This window comes from Klebsiella sp. 18074 (assembly GCF_902705905.1).
Lineage (GTDB): Bacteria > Pseudomonadota > Gammaproteobacteria > Enterobacterales > Enterobacteriaceae > Klebsiella > Klebsiella terrigena.
In genome coordinates this window covers 254,109-273,531 of sequence record NZ_CACSIS010000001.1, presented here as the reverse complement: position 1 = coordinate 273,531, position 19,423 = coordinate 254,109, and the positions used below count along the sequence as shown (strand labels likewise).

Annotated in this window: 20 protein-coding genes; 13 read left to right on the top strand and 7 right to left on the bottom strand. The window is 63.3% G+C overall.

Annotated elements, in window-relative coordinates; all coding sequences use genetic code 11:
• Positions 1-4: 4 nt before the first annotated feature.
• From GVK32_RS01225 to acpT, 13 genes are read left to right on the top strand one after another with little or no spacing between them, the layout of a single operon-like run.
• Positions 5-586 (top strand): hypothetical protein, encoded by a 582-nt coding sequence (locus tag GVK32_RS01225; protein WP_159864371.1) that lies wholly within the window; start codon positions 5-7, stop codon positions 584-586.
• Positions 583-1,932: an AMP-binding protein gene (locus GVK32_RS01220; RefSeq protein ID WP_159864368.1), complete on the top strand. Its 1,350-nt coding sequence runs from the start codon at positions 583-585 to the stop codon at positions 1,930-1,932. Before GVK32_RS01225 ends, GVK32_RS01220 begins: the two co-directional genes overlap by 4 nt.
• Positions 1,929-2,282: a 3-hydroxyacyl-ACP dehydratase FabZ family protein gene (locus GVK32_RS01215; protein WP_159864365.1), complete on the top strand. Its 354-nt coding sequence runs from the start codon at positions 1,929-1,931 to the stop codon at positions 2,280-2,282. Before GVK32_RS01220 ends, GVK32_RS01215 begins: the two co-directional genes overlap by 4 nt.
• Positions 2,273-3,961, top strand: coding sequence for a glycosyltransferase (locus tag GVK32_RS01210; protein WP_159864362.1), 1,689 nt, complete (start codon positions 2,273-2,275; stop codon positions 3,959-3,961). The genes GVK32_RS01215 and GVK32_RS01210 overlap by 10 nt, the downstream gene beginning before the upstream one ends.
• A 3-nt stretch (positions 3,962-3,964) precedes the next feature.
• Positions 3,965-4,387, top strand: a complete 423-nt coding sequence (locus tag GVK32_RS01205; RefSeq protein WP_041143075.1) for a thioesterase family protein — start codon at positions 3,965-3,967, stop codon at positions 4,385-4,387.
• Positions 4,384-4,989, top strand: a complete 606-nt coding sequence (locus tag GVK32_RS01200; RefSeq protein WP_159864359.1) for an outer membrane lipoprotein carrier protein LolA — start codon at positions 4,384-4,386, stop codon at positions 4,987-4,989. The genes GVK32_RS01205 and GVK32_RS01200 overlap by 4 nt, the downstream gene beginning before the upstream one ends.
• On the top strand, positions 4,958-7,282 hold the full coding sequence (locus tag GVK32_RS01195; RefSeq protein WP_159864356.1) for an MMPL family transporter: 2,325 nt from the start codon (positions 4,958-4,960) through the stop codon (positions 7,280-7,282). Before GVK32_RS01200 ends, GVK32_RS01195 begins: the two co-directional genes overlap by 32 nt.
• Positions 7,279-7,863, top strand: coding sequence for a DUF3261 domain-containing protein (locus tag GVK32_RS01190; protein WP_159864353.1), 585 nt, complete (start codon positions 7,279-7,281; stop codon positions 7,861-7,863). Before GVK32_RS01195 ends, GVK32_RS01190 begins: the two co-directional genes overlap by 4 nt.
• Before the next feature lies 1 nt (position 7,864).
• The gene (locus GVK32_RS01185; RefSeq protein WP_159864350.1) at positions 7,865-9,034 is read left to right on the top strand and encodes a beta-ketoacyl-[acyl-carrier-protein] synthase family protein; all 1,170 of its coding nucleotides are present in this window, start codon (positions 7,865-7,867) and stop codon (positions 9,032-9,034) included.
• Positions 9,031-9,507, top strand: a complete 477-nt coding sequence (locus GVK32_RS01180; RefSeq protein WP_159864347.1) for a 3-hydroxy-fatty acyl-ACP dehydratase — start codon at positions 9,031-9,033, stop codon at positions 9,505-9,507. Before GVK32_RS01185 ends, GVK32_RS01180 begins: the two co-directional genes overlap by 4 nt.
• On the top strand, positions 9,504-10,235 hold the full coding sequence (locus tag GVK32_RS01175; protein ID WP_159864344.1) for a 3-ketoacyl-ACP reductase FabG2: 732 nt from the start codon (positions 9,504-9,506) through the stop codon (positions 10,233-10,235). Before GVK32_RS01180 ends, GVK32_RS01175 begins: the two co-directional genes overlap by 4 nt.
• Complete coding sequence (locus GVK32_RS01170) at positions 10,232-11,461, top strand: beta-ketoacyl-ACP synthase (RefSeq protein ID WP_159864341.1); 1,230 nt, start codon at positions 10,232-10,234, stop codon at positions 11,459-11,461. The genes GVK32_RS01175 and GVK32_RS01170 overlap by 4 nt, the downstream gene beginning before the upstream one ends.
• Before the next feature lies 1 nt (position 11,462).
• Positions 11,463-12,032: a 4'-phosphopantetheinyl transferase AcpT gene (acpT, locus tag GVK32_RS01165; protein WP_159864338.1), complete on the top strand. Its 570-nt coding sequence runs from the start codon at positions 11,463-11,465 to the stop codon at positions 12,030-12,032.
• A gap of 1 nt (position 12,033) precedes the next feature.
• Here the strand turns inward: acpT and arnF are convergent, their stop codons facing one another.
• From arnF to arnB, 7 genes are read right to left on the bottom strand one after another with little or no spacing between them, the layout of a single operon-like run.
• Complete coding sequence (gene arnF, locus GVK32_RS01160) at positions 12,034-12,417, bottom strand: 4-amino-4-deoxy-L-arabinose-phosphoundecaprenol flippase subunit ArnF (protein ID WP_159864335.1); 384 nt, start codon at positions 12,415-12,417, stop codon at positions 12,034-12,036.
• Positions 12,417-12,755 (bottom strand): 4-amino-4-deoxy-L-arabinose-phosphoundecaprenol flippase subunit ArnE, encoded by a 339-nt coding sequence (arnE, locus tag GVK32_RS01155; protein ID WP_045853970.1) that lies wholly within the window; start codon positions 12,753-12,755, stop codon positions 12,417-12,419. Before arnE ends, arnF begins: the two co-directional genes overlap by 1 nt.
• A complete protein-coding gene (gene arnT / locus GVK32_RS01150) occupies positions 12,752-14,407 on the bottom strand; it encodes a lipid IV(A) 4-amino-4-deoxy-L-arabinosyltransferase (protein ID WP_159864332.1) in 1,656 nt (551 codons plus the stop codon). Before arnT ends, arnE begins: the two co-directional genes overlap by 4 nt.
• A complete protein-coding gene (gene arnD / locus GVK32_RS01145) occupies positions 14,404-15,306 on the bottom strand; it encodes a 4-deoxy-4-formamido-L-arabinose-phosphoundecaprenol deformylase (protein WP_159864329.1) in 903 nt (300 codons plus the stop codon). The genes arnT and arnD overlap by 4 nt, the downstream gene beginning before the upstream one ends.
• The gene (gene arnA / locus GVK32_RS01140; RefSeq protein WP_159864326.1) at positions 15,303-17,288 is read right to left on the bottom strand and encodes a bifunctional UDP-4-amino-4-deoxy-L-arabinose formyltransferase/UDP-glucuronic acid oxidase ArnA; all 1,986 of its coding nucleotides are present in this window, start codon (positions 17,286-17,288) and stop codon (positions 15,303-15,305) included. The genes arnD and arnA overlap by 4 nt, the downstream gene beginning before the upstream one ends.
• On the bottom strand, positions 17,285-18,268 hold the full coding sequence (gene arnC, locus GVK32_RS01135) for an undecaprenyl-phosphate 4-deoxy-4-formamido-L-arabinose transferase (RefSeq protein WP_076946192.1): 984 nt from the start codon (positions 18,266-18,268) through the stop codon (positions 17,285-17,287). The genes arnA and arnC overlap by 4 nt, the downstream gene beginning before the upstream one ends.
• Position 18,269: 1 nt before the next feature.
• On the bottom strand, positions 18,270-19,409 hold the full coding sequence (gene arnB / locus GVK32_RS01130; protein ID WP_159864323.1) for a UDP-4-amino-4-deoxy-L-arabinose aminotransferase: 1,140 nt from the start codon (positions 19,407-19,409) through the stop codon (positions 18,270-18,272).
• Between the last annotated feature and the right edge of the window lie 14 nt (positions 19,410-19,423).

Genomic DNA, 19,423 nt, shown 5'->3' with positions numbered 1-19,423 from the left:
CCGCATGTCGGAAGCCCCTTCATCTAAGGGTATACAGCTGCTAACGAGCCTGCTCCTGCTGGCCTGGCCATTTTTAATCTGGCTGGGCCTCGCGAACAACAGCCTGCCCTGGCTGCTTCCCTTGATGGCGCTGATTCTGCTGTTACGCTTTCGCCAGACCCGGCGACAGGCGGGACCGCTGCACGCCGTCACCCGGCTGGTGGCGCTGGCGGGTATGACACTCTGTACCGCCAGCTACCTGCTGAAAACGCATCAGCTACTGCTGTTTTATCCGCTGGTGGTCAACACCGTCATGCTCGCCGTTTTCGGCGGCTCGCTGTGGTCCGCGATGCCGGTTGTTGAACGGCTGGCGCGCCTGCGCGACCCGCAGCTTTCCGCGGCCGGAGTACGCTACACCCGTCAGGTGACGCAAATCTGGTGCGGCCTCTTTATTCTTAACGGCAGCATGGCGCTCTTTACCGCGCTGTATGGCGATATGGCGCTATGGACGGCGTGGAACGGCATGATTGCCTATCTGCTGATCGGCACGCTGATGGCCGCAGAGTGGCTGGTGCGCCGGCGGATGATAAAGCGAGAATCGTCATGATAGCGCCTCTCTCCCTGGCACGCTGGCTGGACGCTTCGCGCCCGTCGGACACGCCGATCGCCTGGCTGGATGAGCAAACCTGGACCCTCGGCCATTTGCGCTACGACGTGGCGCAGTGGATCGAACGGCTGCAACAGCACGACACCGAACGCTGGGCGCTGTGCTTTGAGGACAGCTATCTGTTTCTCGTCGCGCTGCTGGCGACGCTGCACGCGCATAAAATCCCGGTGATCCCTGGACATAGCCGCAGCTCGCTGCTGAACGAGCAGCGGGCGCTGTTTGACGGCGTCCTCAGCGACAGGCCCCTCGACTGGCACGGCCCCTCGCTGGTCATCGGCAGCGCGCGGCGCGCGATGGCGGAACCCGGTGCGTTTTGCCGCATCGCCGGCGACGCCTGCGTAGAGCTATTTACCTCAGGCTCAACCGGGAAGCCAAAGCGGGTTATCAAACCGATCGCCCATCTTGACCGCGAGGCCGGGCTGCTGGCCTCGCGCTTCGCCACCCGCCTCGAGGGCTGCTGCATCGTCGCCTCGGTGGTGCCTCAGCACCTCTACGGGCTCACCTTTCGCATCTTTCTGCCGATGGCCCTCGGCCTGCCGCTCCACGCGGCGATGCTCTTTTACGCCGAGCAGCTCAGCGCCCTTAGCCAGCAGCACCGCTATGCGTTTATCAGCAGCCCGGCGTTTTTGAAACGCCTCGATCCCCATCTGACGCCGCCGCCGGTAGAGCTCATCCTCTCCGCCGGCGGCCAGCTTCCCGCGGAAGATGTCGCCCGGGCGGCGGCCTGGCTGAAGGTCTGGACGGACGAAATTTACGGCAGCACCGAAACCGGGGTGATCGCCTGGCGTTCGCGGCGCCAGGAAGAAGCGGCCTGGCAGCCCTTTGCCGGCATCAGGCTGCAGCAGCAGGGGGAAACTTTTCGCCTGTTTTCACCGCTTATCGCCGACGAAGACGGGCTGTTAATCGACGATACCCTGGAATTTACCGCTAACGGCCAGTTTCGCCTGACCGGACGGCGTGGGCGGGTGGTCAAAATTGAAGAGAAGCGGATTTCGCTGAGCGAAATAGAGCTCAGGCTCCTGAACCTGCCGGGGATCCGCGAAGCGGTGGCTCTGCCGGTCACCCGCGGCGATCGCCAGGGGATTGGCGCGCTGCTGGTGCTGGATGCGCAGACCCGTCAGCGCTGGCAGCACGAGGGTAAAACTCTTGAGCAGCAGTGGCGCCAGGCGCTGCGCCCGACGCTGGAAGCGGTGGCGATCCCCCGCTACTGGCGCGTGATTGACGATATCCCGGTCAACAGTATGAACAAGCGTGTCTATGCGCAACTACAGGAATTTTTTTCATGATACCCCATGAAATAGAGCGCCATCAGGCACAGCCGCAGCAGGTTGAAATCGTCCTGCACCTCGACCCTAATCTCTTCTGGTTCGGCGGCCATTTTGCCATACAGCCGCTGCTGCCCGGCGTCGCGCAGCTGGACTGGGTGATGCACTACGCCACCACGCTGCTGGCGCCGGGCTGGCGCTTTCACAGCATTCAGAACGTCAAATTCCAGGCGCCGCTGCTGCCGGAGACCACCGTCACGCTGACCCTGAGCTGGCAGGAAGCGCGCCAGATACTGACCTTTAGCTATCAGCGCCACGACGGCGACGTGCGCCATACCGCCAGCAGCGGGAAGATTCGCCTGTGTCGCTAACCTTCCGCCCCTGCGTGGTGATCCCCTGCTACAACCATGGGGCAATGATGGCGCGCGTGCTGGCCCGGCTGCAGCCGTTCGACCTGCCCTGCATTGTGGTAGACGACGGCAGCAGCGAGGAGACGCGCCTACAGCTGAGCGAGCTGGCGGCGCGGGAGCCGAACCTCACGCTGATTCGGCTGGCCGAGAATGCCGGCAAAGGGGTGGCGGTGATCCGCGGGCTGCAGGCCGCCGCCGAAGCCGGCTATAGCCACGCCGTACAGGTCGACGCCGACGGCCAGCACGCCATCGAAGATATTCCGCAGCTGCTCGAGCTGGCCCGCAGCCATCCGGCGGCGCTGGTTTCCGGCCAGCCGATTTACGACGACTCCATTCCCCGCTCGCGCCTGTACGGACGCTGGATAACGCACGTTTGGGTGTGGATCGAAACGCTATCGCTGCAGCTGAAAGACAGCATGTGCGGGTTTCGCATTTACCCGATAGCGCCAACGCTGCGCCTGGCGCAGCGCGTCGCCCTCGGCCAGCGCATGGATTTTGATACCGAAGTAATGGTCCGACTCTACTGGCAGGGCAACCCCAGCTATTTTGTGCCGACGCGCGTCACCTATCCGCCGGACGGGCTCTCTCATTTTGACGCCTTTAAGGACAACTGCCGCATCTCCTGGATGCACACCCGCCTGTTCCTCGGCATGCTGCCGCGCATTCCCTCCCTGCTGCTGCGCCGCTCCCCCGTACACTGGGCGCAGCAGGAGGAGGTCAAAGGACTGTGGGGCATGCGCCTGATGCTGCTGGTGTGGCGTCTGCTGGGGCGCAAAGCGTTTTCGCTGCTGCTCTATCCGGTGGTTGCGGTCTACTGGCTCAGCGCGCACCGTGCCCGCCGGGCCTCCCGGGGCTGGCTCTCCTGCGTGCGGGCGCAGCTTAGCGCCCGGCAGCAGCCGCTGCCTGCGCTGAACAGCTACCGCCACTTTCTGCGCTTTGGCCATGCGATGCTCGATAAAATCGCCGGCTGGCGCGGCGAGCTCCGCTTCGATCGCGATGTGGTTTTTGCGCCCGGCGCTGAGGAAACGCTGCACAGCAGCGCCCCCGGCGGCAAGCTGCTGCTGGCCTCTCATCTTGGCGACGTCGAAGCCTGCCGGGCGCTGGCGCAGCTGCAGGGCAGCAAAACCATCAATGCGCTGGTGTTTAGCGACAACGCCCGCCGCTTTAAGCAAATCATGCAGGAGATGGCGCCGCAGGCCGGGCTGAACCTGATACCGGTCACCGATATCGGTCCGGATACCGCCATCCTGCTGAAAGAGAAGCTGGAGCGCGGAGAATGGATTGCGATCGTCGGCGACCGCATCGCGGTGACGCCCCAGCGCGGCGGCACGTGGCGCGTCTGCTGGAGCCCGTTTATGGGCCAGCCCGCGCCGTTTCCGCAGGGACCCTTTATTCTGGCATCGGTTCTGCGCTGCCCGGTGCAGCTTATCTTCGCCCTCCGCCAGCAGAACAAGCTGCACATTCACTGTGAACCGTTCGCCGACCCGCTGCTCCTGCCACGGGCCGGGCGCGAGGAGGCGATCCAAAACGCGGTCGATCGCTACGCCAGCCGCCTCGAGCACTACGCCCTGCGCTCGCCGCTGGACTGGTTTAATTTTTTCGATTTCTGGCAGTTGCCAGACGCCAAAGAGAAGGAGTAAAGGGTGCTTAACGATCCCCGTTTTACTGCCGAAGTAGAGCTGACCGTCCCGTTTCACGACGTCGATATGATGGGTGTTGTGTGGCACGGCAACTACTTCCGCTACTTCGAGATCGCCCGCGAGGCGCTGCTCAATCAGTTCAACTACGGCTACCGGCAGATGAAGGAGTCCGGCTACCTGTGGCCGGTCGTCGACACCCGCGTTAAGTACCGCGACGTGCTGACCTTTGAACAGCGCTTTCGCGTGCGCGCCCGCCTCGAAGAGTATGAGAACCGGCTGCGCATTGGCTATGAGATAGTCGACGCGGCCAGCGGAAAACGGACCACCACCGGCTACACCATTCAGGTCGCGGTAGAGGAGAAAAGCCGGGAAATGAGCTTCGTCAGCCCGGATATTCTGTTTGAACGCATGGGGGTCACGCCATGAAACTCTGGCCCCTGCTGGCGCTGCTCGTCTGCCCGCTGGTCAGCGCGCTGACGCTCGACGATCTGCAGCAGCGCTTCACCGAGCAGCCGGTTATCCGCGCCCACTTCGATCAAACCCGCACTATCAAGGATCTGCCGCAGCCGCTGCGATCCCAGGGAACGATGCTGATCGCCCGCGATAAGGGCCTGCTATGGGATCAAACCCGGCCGTTCCCGATGCAGCTGCTGCTCGACGACAGGCGAATGGTGCAGGCGATTAACGGCCAGCCGCCGCAGGTCATCACCGCCGACAGCAATCCGCAGATGTTCCAGTTCAACCATCTGCTGCGGGCGCTGTTCCAGGCCGATCGCCGGGTGCTGGAGCAGAACTTCCGCGTTGAATTCAACGATGCGGGCGCAGGCCGCTGGACGCTGCGCCTGACGCCGATAGCCACGCCGCTGGATAAAATCTTCGCCACCATCGATCTCGGCGGACAGGCCTACCTGGAACGCATTCAGCTAAACGATAAGCAGGGCGACCGCACCGATATCACCCTTTCTCAACATCAACTTACGCCAGCGCAACTGACCGATGACGAACGCCAACGATTTGCTGCACAGTAACCGCAGAAGCTTCGCGCTGCTGTGGGGGCTCACCTGCCTGGTGATGCTGGGCGTGCTGCTGACGCTGCTGCCGCAGTCGCGGATGAACAGCAGCGTGCTGGCAATGCTGCCGAAACAGGCGCTTGGCACCGTTCCTCCGAGCCTCAATGAGGGCTTTATGCAGCGCCTTGACCGGCAGCTGGTGTGGCTGGTCAGCCCCGGCAAGCAGGCCGACCCGCAGGTGGCCCACGAGTGGCTCAGGCTGCTGCAGAACGCCCACGCGCTGGCGACGGTGAAGGGCCCGATGGACGCCGCCAGCCAGCAGGCCTGGGGCACTTTTTTCTGGCAGCACCGCAACGGACTGATTGACGATGCCACCCGCGTCCGCCTGCAAAACGGCGGCGAAGCCCAGGCGCAGTGGATCCTCTCTCAGCTCTACTCCGCCTTCTCCGGCGTCAGCGGCAAAGAGCTGCAAAATGACCCTCTGATGCTGATGCGCGGCTCGCAGCTGGCGATGGCGAAAAACGGCCAGCGTATGCAGCTGAAGGATGGCTGGCTGGTGACCGAGGATAAGCAGGGCAACCAGTGGTATCTGCTGCACGGCGAGCTGGCGGGTTCGTCGTTTGATATGCAGCAAACGCATCATCTTGTGACCACCCTCTCCGCCCTGGAAGCCGAGCTCAAGGCCCGCTATCCGCAGGCTCAGCTGCTCTCGCGCGGCACGGTATTTTACAGCGACTACGCCAGCCAGCAGGCAAAACGAGATATCTCAACCCTCGGCGTGGCCACCATCCTCGGCGTTATTCTGCTCATCGTCGCGGTCTTTCGCTCGCTGCGTCCGCTGATCCTGAGCCTGATCTCCATCGGCATCGGCGCGCTGGCGGGCACCGTCGCCACGCTGCTGCTGTTCGGCGAGCTGCACCTGATGACGCTGGTAATGAGCATGAGCATTATCGGTATTTCCGCCGACTACACGCTCTACTACCTGACCGAGCGGATGGTGCACGGCGGCGAGGTCACGCCGTGGCAAAGCCTCGCCAAGGTACGCAACGCGCTGCTGCTGGCGCTGCTGACGGTCGTCGTAGCCTATCTGATCATGATGCTCGCGCCTTTCCCCGGCATTCGCCAGATGTCGGTATTCGCCGCCGCCGGGCTCAGCGCCTCCTGCCTGACGGTCATTTTCTGGCATCCGCTGCTCTCCCGCGGCCTGCCGGTGCGTCCGGTGCCGGCGATGGTCCTAATGCTGCGCTGGCTGGCGGCATGGCGACGCAATAAAAAGCTCGCCATCGGCCTGCCGGTCGCCCTGGCGCTGTTCTCGCTGGCGGGGGTAGCCACCCTGCGCGTCGATGACGATATTTCACAGCTGCAGGCGCTGCCGCAGCCTCTTCTGGCGCAGGAAAAGACGATCGCGGCCTTAACCGGCCAGGGCGTCGATCAGAAGTGGTTCGTGGTCTACGGGCGGACGCCGCAGCAAACGCTGGAGCGGCTAGAAGCCTTTGTGCCCGCGCTGGAACAGGCGAAAAATCAGGGTCAGCTTAACGGCTACCGAACGATCCCGCTGAACTCGCTGGCCCGTCAGAGCCAGGATCTGACGCTGCTGAAAGCGGCCTCCCCGGCGGTGAGCCGCGTGCTGCAAAGCGCCGGGCTGCAGGCCATCAATCCGGATCTCAATCCCATGCCGGTCACCGTGGACGCCTGGCTTGCCAGCCCGGCCAGCGAAGGCTGGCGCCTGCTATGGATAACCCTGCAGAACGGCGAGAGCGGCGTGCTGGTGCCGGTTGACGGCGTGAATGAAAGCCCGGCGCTGAAGGCTCTCGGCGCAAAATATAGCGGCGTGGCGTGGGTCGACAGGAAAAGCACCTTCGACGAGCTCTTCGCCCTCTATCGCCATTTGCTCACCGGACTGCTGGGTATCGCCCTGGCCACCATCGCCTGCGGGGCGGTTCTGCGCCTCGGCTGGCGTAAAGGGCTTATCAGCCTCGTGCCTTCGGTGCTCTCATTAGGCTGCGGCCTCGCGGCGCTCTCCCTCAGCGGCCACTCGCTCAATCTGTTCTCGCTGCTGGCGCTGGTGCTGGTGCTGGGGATTGGCATCAACTACACGCTGTTCTTCAGCAACCCGCGCGGCACGCCGCTGACCTCGCTGCTGGCCGTTACCCTGGCCATGATGACCACGCTGCTGACCCTCGGCATGCTGGTATTTAGCTCAACTCAGGCGATCGCCAGCTTTGGCATCGTGCTGGTCAGCGGGATTTTCACCGCCTTCCTGCTATCGCCCCTGGCGATGCCCGGCAAAAAAGGGAAAAAGAGACGATGATGACGTTTAGATTCGGCCGCGCCCTCGCGCTGATTGCCACCTTAGTCCTTGCCGGCTGCGGCCATTCGCAGAAGGCGCAGCGGGGCCGCCCGCAGGCGTGGCTGGAGCCGGGCACCCGCGTGACGCTCCCGGCGCCGGGCATCTCGCCGACGCTCAGCTCACAACAGCTGCTGACCGGCAGCTTTAACGGCCAGACCCAGTCGCTGCTGGTGATGCTCAACGCCGATGCGCACAGGGTGACGCTGGCCGGGCTCTCATCGGTGGGCATTCGCCTGTTCCTCGTCACCTATGATGAAAAAGGCGTGCATACCGAACAGTCGATCGTGGTGCCGCAGATGCCGCCAGCCAGCCAGGTGCTGGCCGACGTGATGCTCAGCCACTGGCCGATAGCGGCCTGGCAGCCGCAGTTGCCGAAAGGCTGGACGCTGACCGACGCCGGCGACAGGCGCGAGCTGCGCAACGCCCGCGGCAGGCTGGTGACGGAAATCACCTACCTGAACCGCAAAGGCCGCCGCGAGCCCATCAGCATTCAGCAGCGGGCCTTCGGCTACCACATCACCATTCAATATTTGGGTGACTGAGATGATCTACATTTCCGCTGTCGGCATGATCAACGCGCTGGGCAACAGCCTCGACGAGATAGCCTGCAACCTGACGCGCGGCATCGCCCCCGGTATGCGCCCGCGCGCCGGCTGGCTGCAGGGGCAACCGCAGGCGGTGCTCGGCGGCGTTGACGGCGAGCTGCCCGTCATCGGCGACGCGTTTGCCGCCCACCGCTCGCGTAACAATCAGCTGCTGCTGGCGGCGCTGGCGCAGATTCAGCCGCAGGTTGACGACGCTATCGCCCGCTACGGCCGCGATCGCGTGGCGGTGGTGCTCGGTACCAGCACCTCCGGGCTCGATGAGGGCGACAGGCACGTAGACTTCACGCTCAACGCGAAGGCGAGCGCGGACTGGCGCTACCCACAGCAGGAGCTGGGCGACCCGTCGCGCTTTCTCAGCCACTGGCTGGAGCTCGACGGCCCGGCCTTTACCCTCTCCACCGCCTGCTCCTCCAGCGCCCGCGCGATAATCAGCGGACGGCGGCTGATCGAGGCCGGCCTCGCGGACGTGGCGATCGTTGGCGGCGCCGACTCCCTCAGCCGGATGCCGGTGAACGGCTTCCACAGCCTGGAGTCCCTCTCCCCGACGCTGTGCCAGCCCTTCGGCCGCGACCGGAGCGGAATTACGATCGGCGAAGGCGCGGCGCTGATGCTGCTGACCCGCGAGCCGCAGCCCATCGCCCTGCTCGGGGTGGGCGAGTCCAGCGACGCGCACCATATTTCGGCCCCTCATCCGCAGGGCCAAGGGGCCATCCGCGCCATTCGCCAGGCGCTCGACGATGCCGGTCTCTCAGCCGAGGCGGTGGGCTACATCAACCTCCACGGCACCGCGACGCCGCTTAACGACCAGGTTGAGTCGCAGGTGGTGAGCGCGCTGTTTGGCGAGCAGGTGCCGTGCAGCTCCACCAAGCATTTGACCGGCCATACGCTGGGCGCGGCGGGGATCACCGAAGCGGCGATCGCCATGCTGATCCTCCAGCGCAGCCTGCCGCTGCCCGCCCAGGATTTCAGCCTTTCGCCGCGCGACCCGGCGCTGCCCGCCTGCGGCATTATCGATAAAGCGCAGCCGCTCGCCCGGCCGACGATCCTGTCCAACTCGTTCGCCTTCGGCGGCAATAACGCCAGCATTCTGCTCGGGAGAGTTTTATGAACCACTATTTATCGCCCGGCGACTACCTGCCGCACGACGCGCCGATGCTGCTGCTGGAAGAGGTGCTGGAGGTCACTGACGAAACCGCCGCGTGCCGCGTTGCCGTAACCGGCGGCGGCGTGCTGGCGCCGTTTCTTGACGCCGACGATAACCTTCCCGGCTGGTTTGCGCTGGAGCTGATGGCGCAGACCGTCGGCGTCTGGTCAGGCTGGCATCGCCGCCGGCAGGGGCAAAGCACTATTGCGCTCGGCATGGTGCTTGGCGCCAGGGAGCTTATCTGCGCCGCAGGGGTTCTGCCCGCCGGCCGGACGCTGACCATCAGCGTCAGCCTGCTCATGCAGGACGCGCGTTTTGGCAGCTTCGAGTGCGCCATCAGCGCCGGAGATGAGGCGCTGGCAACCGGCCGGGTGAATACCTTCCAGCCCACCGCCGAAGAGTTAACGACGCTTTTTAATCAGGGAGAGAAACCATGAGTCGCTCAGTATTAGTGACCGGTGCCAGCAAGGGTATCGGCCGCGCCGTCGCCTGCCAGCTGGCGGCGGACGGTTTTACCGTCGGCGTTCATTACCATCGCGACGCCGAGGGCGCGCGGAAGACCCTCGAGACCCTGCAGACCGCCGGCGGCGCCGGACGGGTGCTGAGCTTTGACGTTGCCAACCGCGAGCAGTGCCGCGAGGTACTGGAGCAGGAGATCGCCGCCCACGGCCCGTGGTACGGCGTGGTAAGCAACGCCGGGATCGCCCGCGATGGTGCCTTCCCGGCGCTCAGCGACGACGACTGGGATTGCGTCATCCACACCAATCTCGACAGCTTTTACAACGTCATTCAGCCGTGCATTATGCCGATGATCGGCGCCCGTCAGGGCGGGCGGATTATTACCCTGTCGTCCGTTTCCGGGGTGATGGGCAACCGCGGTCAGGTCAACTACAGCGCGGCGAAGGCGGGTATTATCGGCGCCACCAAAGCGCTGGCTATCGAGCTGGCGAAACGCAAAATCACCGTCAACTGCATTGCGCCGGGGCTGATTGATACCGGGATGATCGAGATGGAAGAGGCCGCGCAGAAAGAGGCGATGGCAATGATCCCGATGAAGCGTATGGGCCAGGCAGAAGAAGTGGCCGGGCTGGCCAGCTATTTAATGTCCGACATTGCGGGTTACGTCACCCGCCAGGTTATTTCCATCAATGGAGGTATGCTATGACACGTCGTGTCGTGATCACAGGGATGGGCGGCGTCACCGCCTTTGGGGAAAACTGGCAGGACGTTTCCACCAGGCTGCTCGCTTACGAGAACGCCGTGCGCAAGATGCCGGAATGGCAAATCTACGACGGCCTGCACACCCTGCTTGGCGCGCCGATCGACGATTTCACCCTGCCGGAGCACTATACCCGCAAGCGTATTCGCGCCATGGGCCGGGTATCGCTGATGTCCACCCGCGCCAGCGAGCTGGCGCTGGAGCAGGCCGGCCTGATTGGCGAAGCGGTGCTGACGAACGGCGAAACCGGTATTGCCTACGGCTCTTCGACCGGCAGCACCGGCCCGGTGAGCGAGTTTGCCACCATGCTGACGGAAAAGCATACCAACAACATTACCGGCACCACCTACGTGCAGATGATGCCGCACACCACCGCGGTCAACACCGGGCTCTTCTTCGGCCTGCGCGGGCGGGTTATTCCCACCTCCAGCGCCTGCACCTCCGGCAGCCAGGCCATCGGCTACGCCTGGGAAGCTATTCGCCATGGCTATCAAACGGTGATGGTGGCCGGCGGCGCCGAAGAGCTCTGTCCGTCCGAAGCGGCGATCTTTGATACCCTGTTCGCCACCAGCCAGCGCAACGATGAGCCGAAAACCACCCCGTCGCCGTTCGACGCGCGTCGCGATGGCCTGGTGATTGGCGAAGGCGCCGGTACGCTGATCCTCGAAGAGCTGGAGCACGCCAAAGCGCGCGGCGCGACGATCTACGGCGAAATCGTCGGTTTTGCCACTAACTGCGACGCCGCGCATATCACCCAGCCGCAGCAGGAAACGATGCAAATTTGCATGGCGCAGGCGCTCAGCATGGCCGGTTTACGCGCCGAAGATATCGGCTATATCTCGGCCCACGGTACGGCGACCGATCGCGGCGATATTGCCGAAAGCCGGGCCAGCGCAGCCCTCTTCGGCAACCGCGTGCCGATCTCGTCCTTGAAAAGCTATTTTGGCCATACGCTGGGCGCCTGCGGGGCGCTGGAAGCCTGGATGAGCCTGCAGATGATGCGCGAAGGCTGGTTCGCCCCGACGCTCAACCTGAGTCAGCCGGACCCCCAGTGCGGCGAGCTCGATTACATCATGGGTGAAGCGCGCAGGATTGACTGCGAGTATCTGCAGAGCAATAACTTCGCCTTTGGCGGCATCAATACGTCCATCATCATTAAGCGTTGGTCTTGATATGTATCGGCTTTTGCTGGGGAAAATTTCGACCTTACGCGCGCAGGCGCTGCCGTTGGCGCTCTGCGCCCTTGCGCCGCAGGGCGCGCGCCGCGACGGCTGGTTGGCTGGCCGCGCGCTGCTCTCCCAGGCGGTGACGCCGCTGCCCGAGATTATCTACGCCGAACAGGGCAAGCCGGGATTTGCTGACGGGACGCCGCTGTGGTTTAACCTCAGCCACAGCGGCGACGATATTGCGCTGCTGCTCAGCGACGAGGGCGAAGTGGGCTGCGATATTGAAGTCATTCGCCCGCGTGAAAACTGGCGTCGGATCGCCAATGCGGTATTTAGCTCCGGCGAGCACGCCCAGCTGGAGGCCAAACGGCCGGAAATGCAGCTGGCCGCGTTCTGGCGCATCTGGACGTGCAAAGAGGCGATCGTTAAGCAGCGCGGCGGCAGCGCCTGGCAGATCGCCAGCGTTGACAGCACCCTCCGCTCCCGGCTGTCGGTCAGCCAGCTTCAGCTTGGCGACCTCAGCCTCGCGGTGTGCACGCCGACGCCGTTCGAGCTCAAGGTCGAACGGGCGGGCTAAGTCAGGCTTTGCGCTTCAGCGGCCAGAAGATGGTCAGCACGCCGGCGACGATAATCAGCACCCCCAGCAGCGAGCGCCAGCGGAAAGCCTCGTGCCAGCCGGGCAGCCAGATAGCGGCGGCCCACACCACAATGTAGCTCAGGCTCAGCAGGGCATAGGCTTTGGCGAGCGGCAGGCGGTGCAGCGCAAAGTACCAGCACACCATCGACAGCAGGTAGCCGCCCAGCCCCAGCGCCAGGCCGAAGGTACCGGCCTGGAGATGGACAAGGTGGCCGATAAACGCGACCAGGTCGGTGAGCGGCGGCAGCTCAACCATCGCCCCGCGCAGCAGCAGCTGCGCGGCGCTGACCAGCCCGACGCTAAGCAGCGCCCAGATTAAGCCCATCAGACGCTGCTCCCGAGAATGACGATACCCACGACAATCAAGCCGACGCCCACCCAGTGGCGGCGCGCCACCGGCTCGTGCCAGACGCCCCACGCCGCGAGAGTGACCCAGACGAAGTTGAGGCTCAGCATCGGGTAGGCAATGCTCACCGGGATCGCCTGCAGCACGCTCAGCCACAGCAGCATGCCGCCGCCGAGCGCCAGCAGCGCCAGGCCCAGCCAGCCGAGAATATGCCGCCCGCGCCGACCGGATTTGGAGGGGCGGGTGGCCTGTTTCTGGCACAGCTGCCCGGCGCAGCTCAGCAGGCTGGCGAGCGCCAGGCAGATCCAGATACTCATTGCGGCAGATACTGGATAAACACAACCCGCCCTAACTCATAGGAGCTATCGGGTTTTGGTAGCGGCAGATCGTTCATGCTCTCCCCTTTGTCCATCAGCAGAACCAGCGATACCGGCCCCTGCTGACGATGCGTCGCCAGCCAGCTGACAAAATCACCCTCGCTGACGAAGCGGCCCTGCGCATCCGGCCAGTCGAGACCGTATTTTAGCTCACCCTGCTTATCGAACAGAATGATATCGCTACGCCTGAGCTCCCACGACAGGCCGCCGGCAATACCGACGTTATTGGTCAGCACGTAGCGGCTTGGCGCCAGCGACTCGCCGACGATATCAATCATAAACTGCGGCTGCTTGCTATCGATCACCCGGTCAGGGATGGCGAAACCCACCAACAGCGCCAGCCCCAGCGGACAGCAGGCGGCGAGCGGCCAGCGCCGGGCGCTGTCCTTCATCGTCAGCCAGCCCACCAGCGCCCAGGTCGCAAATATCAAGGCCGCCAGCAGGCACTTATACAGCTCAATCTTCGACCACACCGGATGGTGCATAAAGCTCCACGGCGAGACCGCCAGTACCGCCAGCAGGCCGACCAGGCCGAAGCCGATGTTGATCATCGCGTTGATGCGCAGCACCTTCGCCCCCGCTTTCGCCGCATTCAGCGCATAGCGGGCCATCAGGATCGCCAGCGGCCCAAAGCACGGCAGGATATAGGTCGGCAGCTTGCCCTTGGCGATGCTGAAGAACAGCAGCGGCATCACCACCCAGCCCAGCAGGTACAGCGCGCCGCGGGCGTCGTCGCGTTCGGTCCAGCCGCGCTTCAGCGCCCCGGGCAGCAGCGCCAGCCACGGCAGGCTTCCGGCAATCAGGAATGGAATGTAGTACCAGAACGGCGCCTTATGCTGGGCGTCTTTCTCGGCAAAGCGCTGGATATGCTCTACCCAGAAGAAGTAGCGCCAGAAGTCCGGCTCGCGCTGGGCAATAGCCAGCCCCCACGGCAGCACCACCAGCACGCAGGCGACCACCGACAGCCAGCCCCAGGTCAGCACTTCACGCCAGCGTTTGCGCGCAATGACCCACGGCAGTACGCCCACCACCGGCACCGCCAGCGCGAGGAAGCCTTTGGTCATCACCCCCATCCCGCAGGCCACGCCCAGCAGGAGATAGCCGGCCATTTTTCCCCGCCGGGTCTGCGCCTGAGCGGCGCCCCAGAAGCTGCACATGGCGAGGGCTATCCACATGGTGATCATCGGGTCCAGCACCGCGTAGGTGCCGATACCGTAAACCAGCAGCACGGTGAGGAACATCACGCCGGAGAGGATCGCCACCCGCTTGTCCCGCCAGATCCGCCATGCCAGCCAGGCCACCAGCAGCGCGGTCACGCTGATAGAGAATACCGCGCCAAAGCGAACGCCAAAATTGTTGTGGCCAAACAGCCACTGCCCGATGCTGTTAATCCAGTAGCCGGCAATCGGTTTTTCAAAGTAACGCAGCCCGAGGAAATGCGGCACCACCCAGTCGCCGGAGGACAACATTTCGCGGCTAATCTCCGCGTAGCGCGTCTCGTCAGGCTGCCAGAGCAGGCGAAAATTCAGCGGCAGTATGTAATACAGGGCAAAGAGCGCCAGCAGGGAGATACCATAACGAATGCTTTTCATACGTCCTGACTCAATAATTGTTCACGCCCAAGCCAGCCTTCCCGGCCGGCCAGTTCACCGCGGACCACCTTACCCGCCGGCAGCTCGCTAAAATCAGCGGGCAGCAGCTGGCTCAGCGGGCAAAACTGAATCTCTTCCTGCGCCGCCATGGTCAGCAGCTCATCAAACTGCTGCGCAAACGCAATCCCTTCCACTTCGGCATGAATGGTATAGACCGGGACGCCCGCGTCGCGATGAATGCAGTCCAGCAGATAGCGGTTAAAGCCGCCGGCATCCACCGCGCTGCCGACCACCTCATCCCAGGTGGGAAGCGTTACCGGGATCTGCACGGTACCCAGCGTTTCGTTGCCGAGCTGCGGCCGGAAGGGGCGGCTGCCGCGGCAGTCGCTGTTGTAGAGAAAATCGAAGGACTCTTTGGCTTTGATAACCCGCTGGTCGGCGCGCCAGCCGGCGACGGCGGAGCAGGTCACCGGGCGGCCAATAATCCGCTCCAGCTCCAGCAGCCCGCGCTCAACCTCCAGGGTCAGGCGCTCCTGCGGCCAGACGCCGCTCCATGCCTGCCAGCTGTAGTGATCCCAGGCGTGCAGGCCCACCTCATGGGCCTGTGCCGTCGCGCGCAGCACCTCTTCATTGCCCGCGCCGATGCGCCGTCCGGGCCAGGCGGTACCGGCCAGCAGGATATCCCAGCCGTACAGCGAGGCCGCCTTTGAGCGCAGCATCTTCCACAAAAACTTAGGTTTTATCAGGCGCCATAAATGGCGCCCCATATTGTCCGGCCCAACGCTAAAAAAGAAGCTCGCCTGAATCCCGTGCTGGCCCAGAAGGGTCAGCAGCCGCGGAACCCCGTCCCGCGTGCCGCGAAAGGTATCAACATCTATGCGTAAGCCGACCTGTTTCATGATGTCTTATCATCCGCCAGCTCAACGGTGCGCAGGAAGAAGTCGAGGGTATGCTCGACGGTCTCTTCCATCGGTACCGTCGGCGTCCAGCTCAGGCAGCGCTTCGCGTTGCGGATGCTCGGCTTGCGGTGCTCGACGTCCTGATAACCTTTACCGTAGTAGTCGCTGCTTTCAACATCGCGGAAGCCGGCGAACGGCGGGAAGTTGCCGCGCAGCGGATGGCGCTCGAAGCAATCCAGCAGCATCTCCGCCAGCTCTTTAATACTGGCTTCGTTGTCCGGGTTACCGATGTTGATAATCTGCCCGTCGCAGCGGCCGTCTTTGTTCTCGATAATGCGGAACAGCGCTTCAATACCGTCGCTGATATCGGTGAAGCAGCGCTTCTGCTTGCCGCCTTCGATAAGCTTAATCGGCGAGCCTTCAACCAGGTTGAGGATCAGCTGGGTAATGGCGCGGGAGCTGCCAATACGCGCGGCGTTGAGGTTATCCAGACGCGGTCCCATCCAGTTAAACGGACGGAACAGGGTGAAGCGCAGCGCGGCTTTATCGCCGTAGGCCCAGATAACGCGGTCGAGCAGCTGCTTCGACACGGAATAGATCCAGCGCTGCTTGTTGATTGGCCCCACCACCAGGTTCGAGCTGTCTTCATCGAAGTTTTTATCGGTGCACATGCCGTACACTTCAGAGGTCGACGGGAAGATAATGCGCTTATCGTACTTGACGCAGTCGCGGATAATCTTCAGGTTCTCTTCGAAGTCCAGCTCGAACACGCGCAGCGGGTTACGGGTATATTCGATAGGCGTGGCAATCGCCACCAGCGGCAGAACCACGTCGCATTTCTTAATGTGATACTCAATCCATTCGGAGTGAATGCTGATATCCCCTTCGACGAAGTGGAAGCGCGGATTCTCGAGGAAGCGGCTGATGGCATCAGAACCGATATCCAGACCGTAGATTTCGTAATTATCATCCTGCAGCAGGCGCTCGGTCAGATGGTTGCCGATAAACCCGTTAACGCCGAGGATCAGCACGCGGGTACGGCGCTTAATCGCCACGACCGGCTTGCTGCTCAGCACCGCGCCGGAGACCAGGCCCAGGGCCTGCGCCAGCTGCGTGCCCTGAATATAGACGCCGCGATCGGTCTGGCCGGTGACGATTTCCAGCGCTCCGTCCTGGCAGGCGACCACCAGCGGCGCGGTGGAGATCACCGTCCCCGGCTTCGCTGCCGGCAGATCGTGACGGACGCGAGATGTCCAGACGATAAATTTGTTGGCGCCGGTGTAGCCGAACGCGCCCGGCCACGGATCGGAGACGGCGCGGACCAGGTTATGCAGGGCCTGCGCGGGCAGCTCCCAGTCAAGACGGCCATCTTCCGGCGTGCGGCGGCCAACGTAGGTCGCCTGGCTCTCATCCTGGGCGCGGGCGTCGATTTTGCCTTCACGGATCGCCGGCAGCGCCTGGCCCAGCAGCTCGGACGCCGCCGTGCACAGCCTGCAGTGCAGGGTCAGCGCCACATCATCGGCCCCAATGGCCACCGTCTGCTGGGCGACGATATCGCCGGCATCTGCGCGGCCGATCATGCGGTGCAGGGTGACGCCCGTTTCGCTCTCTCCGTTGACCAGTACCCAGTTCAGCGGCGCGCGGCCGCGATACTTCGGCAGCAGGGAACCGTGCAGGTTAAAGGCGCCCTGCGGCGCAAGATTGAGGATCTCATCGCCCAGCAGATTGCGGTAGTAGAAGGAGAACAGGACGTCCGGCTTCATGTCGCGGATACGTTCAATCCACAGCGGGTGATTGACATCTTCTGGCGCCCACACCGGGATACCTTGTTCCGCAGCGAGACGCGCCACCGAACCAAAGAAATGGTTTTCGCCGGGGTTATCCGGATGGGTGAAAATAGCGGCAATGTCATACCCGGCGTCCAGCAGGGACTGAATACCTGCACAACCCATATCGTGATAAGCGAAGACTACGGCTTTCATGAACGATCTTCCTCTTGAGATGCCGTTTCCGGCTGACGAACAACACGTTGAATAAAGTAGCGGGGACGAGCGCGAACATCGTTATAGATGCGCCCGATATACTCCCCAAGCAGGCCCATGCCGACAAACTGGGCGCCGATAAACATAAACAGCACGGCAAAGAGCACGAACACCCCTTCGGCCGCCCACTGCGGGCCCAGTACCAGGCGCAGGACAATCAGCAGGATCGAGAAGGCGAAGCCCAGCAGGGCGATCACGCTGCCAAAAACGCTGAGCAGGCGCAGCGGCGTGGTGGTCAGGCAGGTCACCAGGTCGTACATCAGGTTAATCAGGCGCATAAAGCTGTATTTGGAGTCGCCGAACTCGCGCTCGGCGTGCATCACCGGGATCTCCACCGCCCGGCGGGCAAAGGTATTCGCGAGGATCGGAATAAACGTACTGCGCTCGTGGCAGTTGAGCATCGCGTCGATGATATGGCGGCGATAGGCCCGCAGCATGCAGCCGTAGTCGCCCATCGCTTTACCGGTGGTGCGCTGGATCAGGCGGTTGATGGTCTTCGACGCGGCTTTGCGGAAGAAGGTGTCCTGGCGGTTCTGACGCACGGTTCCGACCACGTCATAGCCCTCGTCCGCTTTCTCGACCAGCCGCGGGATCTCCTCCGGCGGGTTTTGCAGATCGGCATCAAGGGTAATAATCAGATCGCCGGTGACGTGGCTAAAGCCCGCCATGATCGCCGAGTGCTGGCCGTAGTTACGGTTCAGCAGCACCGCCACGACGTGGCTGCCTTCAGCTTCGGCCGCTGCAGTCAGCATGAGGGCGGAGTCATCGCTGCTGCCGTCGTCGACCAGCAGGATTTCATATTCGCGCCCAAGGGTGGCGCAGGCGGTATCCGTGCGGCGAATGAGCTCTGGCAAACTCTCCTGCTCGTTATACACAGGGATGACCACCGAGACCTTCTTCACGGGAGGATAAGTAAACATATTAACGTCCTGACAGCTGGTGCAGAGCGGAGATAACGCGAGTGACGTCGTCATCGGTCATATCCGGGAACAGCGGAAGTGAACAAATGCGCGCGCTGTTCCATTCCGTGTTCGGCAATGACAGCGTCGGGAAGCGCTCGCGGTAATATTTTTGCGTATGCGCCGCGCGGAAATGCAGGCCGGTGCCGATCCCCATGGCTTTCAGCTGCTCCATTAAGGCATCGCGATTAATGCCGCAGAGGGCCTCATCGACGCGAATGATAAACAGGTGCCAGGCGTGCAGGTGCTCCCAGCTCGGCACCTGCAGCGGCGCGAACGGGGTATCCGCCAGCTCGCTCAGATAGCGGCGGGCAATGTCGGCGCGACGCTGGTTGGCGTGCGCCAGCTTCTCCAGCTGCACCAGCGCCAGCGCGGCGTTGATATCGGCGAGGTTGTACTTGAAGCCCGGGGAGATCACCTCCGCCTGCGGGGCGCGCCCGAGGGTCTGGCGGTCGTAGGCGTCAACGCCAAGGCCGTGGAATTTGAGACTACGGATACGCGCAGCCAGCTGGTCGTCATCGGTGACGACCAGCCCGCCTTCGGCGCAGGTCATATTTTTAATGGCGTGGAAAGAGAAGATTGCGGTACCGCGGCTGCCGACGTGACGGCCCTTGTAGTACGTCCCCGCCGCGTGGGCGGCATCTTCAATCACCGCGATGCCGTGGCGCTCGCCGACGGCGCGAATCGCGTCGATATCCGCCGGCGCGCCGGCGTAATGCACGGGAACGATGGCCCTGGTGCGGGGAGTAATCGCCGCTTCAACCGCGTCAGCGCTAATCATCAGGTTATCGCGATCGACGTCGATCATCACCGGCGTCGCGCCCAGCAGGCAGATCATGTTCAGGGTCGAGACCCAGGTCTGCGAAGGGGTGATCACCTCATCGCCAGCACCGATGCCCAGCGCCATCAGCGTCACGTGCATGCCGCCGGTCGCCGAGCTGACCGCCACCGCGTGACGGTTGCCGGTCAGCGTGCAGAAGGCCTCTTCCAGCGCCTGATTTTTCGGCCCGGTGGTGATCCAACCTGATTGCAAAACTTCACGCAGCGCGGCCAGCTCTGCGTCACCCATTGACGGGCGCGAAAACGGCAAAAATTCGCTCATCATTTTCCTGCTCT